This is a genomic window from Flavobacterium plurextorum (genome assembly GCF_002217395.1).
Lineage (GTDB): Bacteria > Bacteroidota > Bacteroidia > Flavobacteriales > Flavobacteriaceae > Flavobacterium > Flavobacterium plurextorum.
In genome coordinates this window covers 1-5,038 of the sequence record NZ_MUHD01000037.1, presented here as the reverse complement: position 1 = coordinate 5,038, position 5,038 = coordinate 1, and the positions used below count along the sequence as shown (strand labels likewise).

The window sequence follows — 5,038 nt, the reverse complement described above, 5'->3', positions numbered from 1 at the left end:
CAATATAATATTAAAATATACGATGAAGAGTTTGATCCTGGCTCAGGATGAACGCTAGCGGCAGGCTTAACACATGCAAGTCGAGGGGTATATGTCTTCGGATATAGAGACCGGCGCACGGGTGCGTAACGCGTATGCAATCTACCTTTTACAGAGGGATAGCCCAGAGAAATTTGGATTAATACCTCATAGTATAGCTCTACCGCATGGTAGTACTATTAAAGTCACAACGGTAAAAGATGAGCATGCGTCCCATTAGCTAGTTGGTAAGGTAACGGCTTACCAAGGCAACGATGGGTAGGGGTCCTGAGAGGGAGATCCCCCACACTGGTACTGAGACACGGACCAGACTCCTACGGGAGGCAGCAGTGAGGAATATTGGACAATGGGCGCAAGCCTGATCCAGCCATGCCGCGTGCAGGATGACGGTCCTATGGATTGTAAACTGCTTTTGTACGAGAAGAAACACTGCTTCGTGAAGCAGCTTGACGGTATCGTAAGAATAAGGATCGGCTAACTCCGTGCCAGCAGCCGCGGTAATACGGAGGATCCAAGCGTTATCCGGAATCATTGGGTTTAAAGGGTCCGTAGGCGGTTTAGTAAGTCAGTGGTGAAAGCCCATCGCTCAACGGTGGAACGGCCATTGATACTGCTGAACTTGAATTATTAGGAAGTAACTAGAATATGTAGTGTAGCGGTGAAATGCTTAGAGATTACATGGAATACCAATTGCGAAGGCAGGTTACTACTAATTGATTGACGCTGATGGACGAAAGCGTGGGGAGCGAACAGGATTAGATACCCTGGTAGTCCACGCCGTAAACGATGGATACTAGCTGTTGGGAGCAATCTCAGTGGCTAAGCGAAAGTGATAAGTATCCCACCTGGGGAGTACGTTCGCAAGAATGAAACTCAAAGGAATTGACGGGGGCCCGCACAAGCGGTGGAGCATGTGGTTTAATTCGATGATACGCGAGGAACCTTACCAAGGCTTAAATGTAGATTGACCGGTTTGGAAACAGATCTTTCGCAAGACAATTTACAAGGTGCTGCATGGTTGTCGTCAGCTCGTGCCGTGAGGTGTCAGGTTAAGTCCTATAACGAGCGCAACCCCTGTTGTTAGTTGCCAGCGAGTCATGTCGGGAACTCTAACAAGACTGCCAGTGCAAACTGTGAGGAAGGTGGGGATGACGTCAAATCATCACGGCCCTTACGCCTTGGGCTACACACGTGCTACAATGGCCGGTACAGAGAGCAGCCACTGGGCGACCAGGAGCGAATCTATAAAACCGGTCACAGTTCGGATCGGAGTCTGCAACTCGACTCCGTGAAGCTGGAATCGCTAGTAATCGGATATCAGCCATGATCCGGTGAATACGTTCCCGGGCCTTGTACACACCGCCCGTCAAGCCATGGAAGCTGGGGGTGCCTGAAGTCGGTGACCGCAAGGAGCTGCCTAGGGTAAAACTGGTAACTAGGGCTAAGTCGTAACAAGGTAGCCGTACCGGAAGGTGCGGCTGGAACACCTCCTTTCTAGAGCCTCAAATGTTAGTGCTTGCACACGTTGAGGAAACAAGATGATTATTTATAGGATTCTGAATTGGAGATTGTATTACTCTTGCTGTTAATTTAAAAAAAAATGAAAATTAAGTAAAACAGAGTCTCGTAGCTCAGCTGGTTAGAGTACTACACTGATAATGTAGGGGTCGGCAGTTCGAGTCTGCCCGGGACTACTCTTTTAACTTAATTACAAGGAAATTTTAGAAGTTGAAAGATTAAGAATCAAAAAGTTCATAATTTTTAATTCACGATTTTTGATTTTTAATTAAAATGGGGGATTAGCTCAGCTGGCTAGAGCGCCTGCCTTGCACGCAGGAGGTCAACGGTTCGACTCCGTTATTCTCCACTGGTCCGAAAGGACAAAAGTTCATTGACATATTGAGATAAGAAAATAATAAAAAGTAGAAAGCGTTTTTTGTTATAGTAGTAATACGAATAGCAAAAGACAAAAAAAAACGGTCATAATTAATTTTATGATTGGTACAATAAGCAAAATAAGGGCGTATGGGGGATGCCTAGGCTCTCAGAGGCGATGAAAGGCGTGATAAGCTGCGAAAAGCTGCGGGGACGGGCACACACCGATTGATCCGCAGATACCTGAATGGGGCAACCCACTATGTTGAAGACATAGTACACCGATAGGTGGGCAAACCCGCTGAACTGAAACATCTAAGTAGGCGGAGGAGAAGAAAACAAAAGTGATTCCGTAAGTAGTGGCGAGCGAACGCGGATTAGCCCAAACCAATGTTGTTACGGCAATGTTGGGGTTGTAGGACCACGACATTTTATGCATGCAGAACCAGAACTGACTGGAAAGTCGGGCCATAGAGAGTGATAGCCTCGTATGGGTAATAAATGTAATAGATAGTGGTATCCTGAGTAGGGCGGGGCACGTGAAACCCTGTCTGAATTTGGCGGGACCATCCGCTAAGGCTAAATACTCCTGAGAGACCGATAGTGAACCAGTACCGTGAGGGAAAGGTGAAAAGAACCGTGAATAACGGAGTGAAATAGATCCTGAAACCATACGCTTACAAGCGGTCGGAGCCCTTTCGTGGGGTGACGGCGTGCCTTTTGCATAATGAGCCTACGAGTTAACGTTGCTGGCAAGGTTAAGTGATTAAGTCACGGATCCGTAGCGAAAGCGAGTCTGAATAGGGCGCTTTAGTCAGTAGTGTTAGACGCGAAACCGTGTGATCTACCCATGGGCAGGTTGAAGCTGTGGTAACACACAGTGGAGGACCGAACCGGTTGACGTTGAAAAGTCTTCGGATGACCTGTGGGTAGGGGTGAAAGGCCAATCAAACTCGGAAATAGCTCGTACTCCCCGAAATGCATTTAGGTGCAGCGTTAGTTATAAAGTTATATAGAGGTAGAGCTACTGATTGGATGCGGGGGCTTCACCGCCTACCAATTCCTGACAAACTCCGAATGCTATATAATGTTCACTAACAGTGAGGGCTTGGGTGCTAAGGTCCAAGTCCGAGAGGGAAAGAACCCAGACCATCAGCTAAGGTCCCCAAATATATGCTAAGTTGAAAGAACGAGGTTTGTCTGCCCAGACAGCTAGGATGTTGGCTTGGAAGCAGCCATTCATTTAAAGAGTGCGTAACAGCTCACTAGTCGAGCGGACGAGCATGGATAATAATCGGGCATAAGCATATTACCGAAGCTATGGATTTAGAGTTTACTCTAAGTGGTAGGGGAGCATTCTAACAGGGTTGAAGGTGTATCGTAAGGTATGCTGGACTGGTTAGAAAAGAAAATGTAGGCATAAGTAACGATAATGCGGGCGAGAAACCCGCACACCGAAAAACTAAGGTTTCCACAGCTATGCTAATCAGCTGTGGGTTAGTCTGGTCCTAAGGCGAACCCGAAAGGGACAGTCGATGGCTAACGGGTTAATATTCCCGTACTACTAATTACTGTGATGGGGTGACGGAGTGATGAAAGCGCCGCGAACTGACGGAATAGTTCGTTGAAGTACCTAGCTATATTCTCTATAGGCAAATCCGTAGAGAATGGTGAAATACGATAGTACTCGGAGTCTTCGGACAAAGAGATAGTGCGCCTAAGGGCTTCCAAGAAAAACCTCTAAACTTCAGGTAATTAGTACCAGTACCGTAAACCGACACAGGTAGTTGAGGAGAGAATCCTAAGGTGCTCGAGAGATTCATGGCTAAGGAATTAGGCAAAATAGACCTGTAACTTCGGGAGAAAGGTCGCCAGCAGCAATGCTGGCCGCAGTGAAGAGGTCCAGGCGACTGTTTATCAAAAACACAGGGCTCTGCAAAATCGTAAGATGAAGTATAGGGCCTGACACCTGCCCGGTGCTGGAAGGTTAAGAGGAGATGTTATCTTCGGAGAAGCATTGAATTGAAGCCCCAGTAAACGGCGGCCGTAACTATAACGGTCCTAAGGTAGCGAAATTCCTTGTCGGGTAAGTTCCGACCTGCACGAATGGTGTAACGATCTGGACACTGTCTCAGCCATGAGCTCGGTGAAATTGTAGTAACGGTGAAGATGCCGTTTACCCGCAGTGGGACGAAAAGACCCTGTGCACCTTTACTATAGCTTAGTATTGACCTTGGATAAATGATGTGTAGGATAGGTTGGAGACTATGAAGCGGCGTCGCCAGGCGTTGTGGAGTCATTGTTGAAATACAACCCTTTGTTTATCTGAGGCCTAACCCCGCGTTGTGGGGGACATTGCTTGGTGGGTAGTTTGACTGGGGTGGTCGCCTCCAAAAGAGTAACGGAGGCTTCTAAAGGTTCCCTCAGTACGCTTGGTAACCGTGCGTAGAGTGCAATGGCATAAGGGAGCTTGACTGAGAGACATACAGGTCGATCAGGTACGAAAGTAGAGCATAGTGATCCGGTGGTTCCGCATGGAAGGGCCATCGCTCAAAGGATAAAAGGTACGCCGGGGATAACAGGCTGATCTCCCCCAAGAGCTCATATCGACGGGGGGGTTTGGCACCTCGATGTCGGCTCGTCACATCCTGGGGCTGGAGAAGGTCCCAAGGGTTGGGCTGTTCGCCCATTAAAGTGGCACGCGAGCTGGGTTCAGAACGTCGTGAGACAGTTCGGTCTCTATCTACTGTGGGCGCAAGAAATTTGAGTGGATCTGATTCTAGTACGAGAGGACCGAATTGGACTAACCTCTAGTGTATCTGTTGTCCCGCCAGGGGCACCGCAGAGTAGCTACGTTGGGAAGGGATAAGCGCTGAAAGCATATAAGCGCGAAACCCACCACAAGATGAGATTTCTTTTAAGGATCGTGGAAGATGACCACGTTGATAGGCTATAGATGTAAAGGCAGTAATGTCATAGTCGAGTAGTACTAATAATCCGTAAGCTTATGTACACCCTTTTCCCCGCTTCGGCGGGGAAGAAACTTTCTAAAATAGTAAATAAAAGTACTTTTCTTTATCTCAGTATGTTAAGATATTTTTTTTAATTATCAATTGTTCATAAT

Annotated in this window: 2 tRNA genes and 2 rRNA genes; all 4 read left to right on the top strand. The window is 47.4% G+C overall.

Features of this window, described 5'->3' with window-relative positions:
- Positions 1–19: 19 nt before the first annotated feature.
- The 4 genes from B0A81_RS18735 to B0A81_RS18720 all read left to right on the top strand — a co-directional run bounded on the left by B0A81_RS18735 (position 20) and on the right by B0A81_RS18720 (position 4,927).
- Positions 20–1,533, top strand: a 16S ribosomal RNA gene (locus tag B0A81_RS18735).
- Between the two features lie 126 nt (positions 1,534–1,659).
- Positions 1,660–1,733: transfer RNA gene (locus B0A81_RS18730), tRNA-Ile, on the top strand.
- 99 nt (positions 1,734–1,832) lie between these two features.
- Positions 1,833–1,906, top strand: a tRNA-Ala gene (locus B0A81_RS18725).
- Between the two features lie 137 nt (positions 1,907–2,043).
- Positions 2,044–4,927 (top strand): 23S ribosomal RNA (locus tag B0A81_RS18720).
- Together the 16S and 23S rRNA genes with 2 tRNA genes alongside form the textbook arrangement of a ribosomal RNA operon.
- The last annotated feature ends 111 nt before the right edge of the window (positions 4,928–5,038 follow it).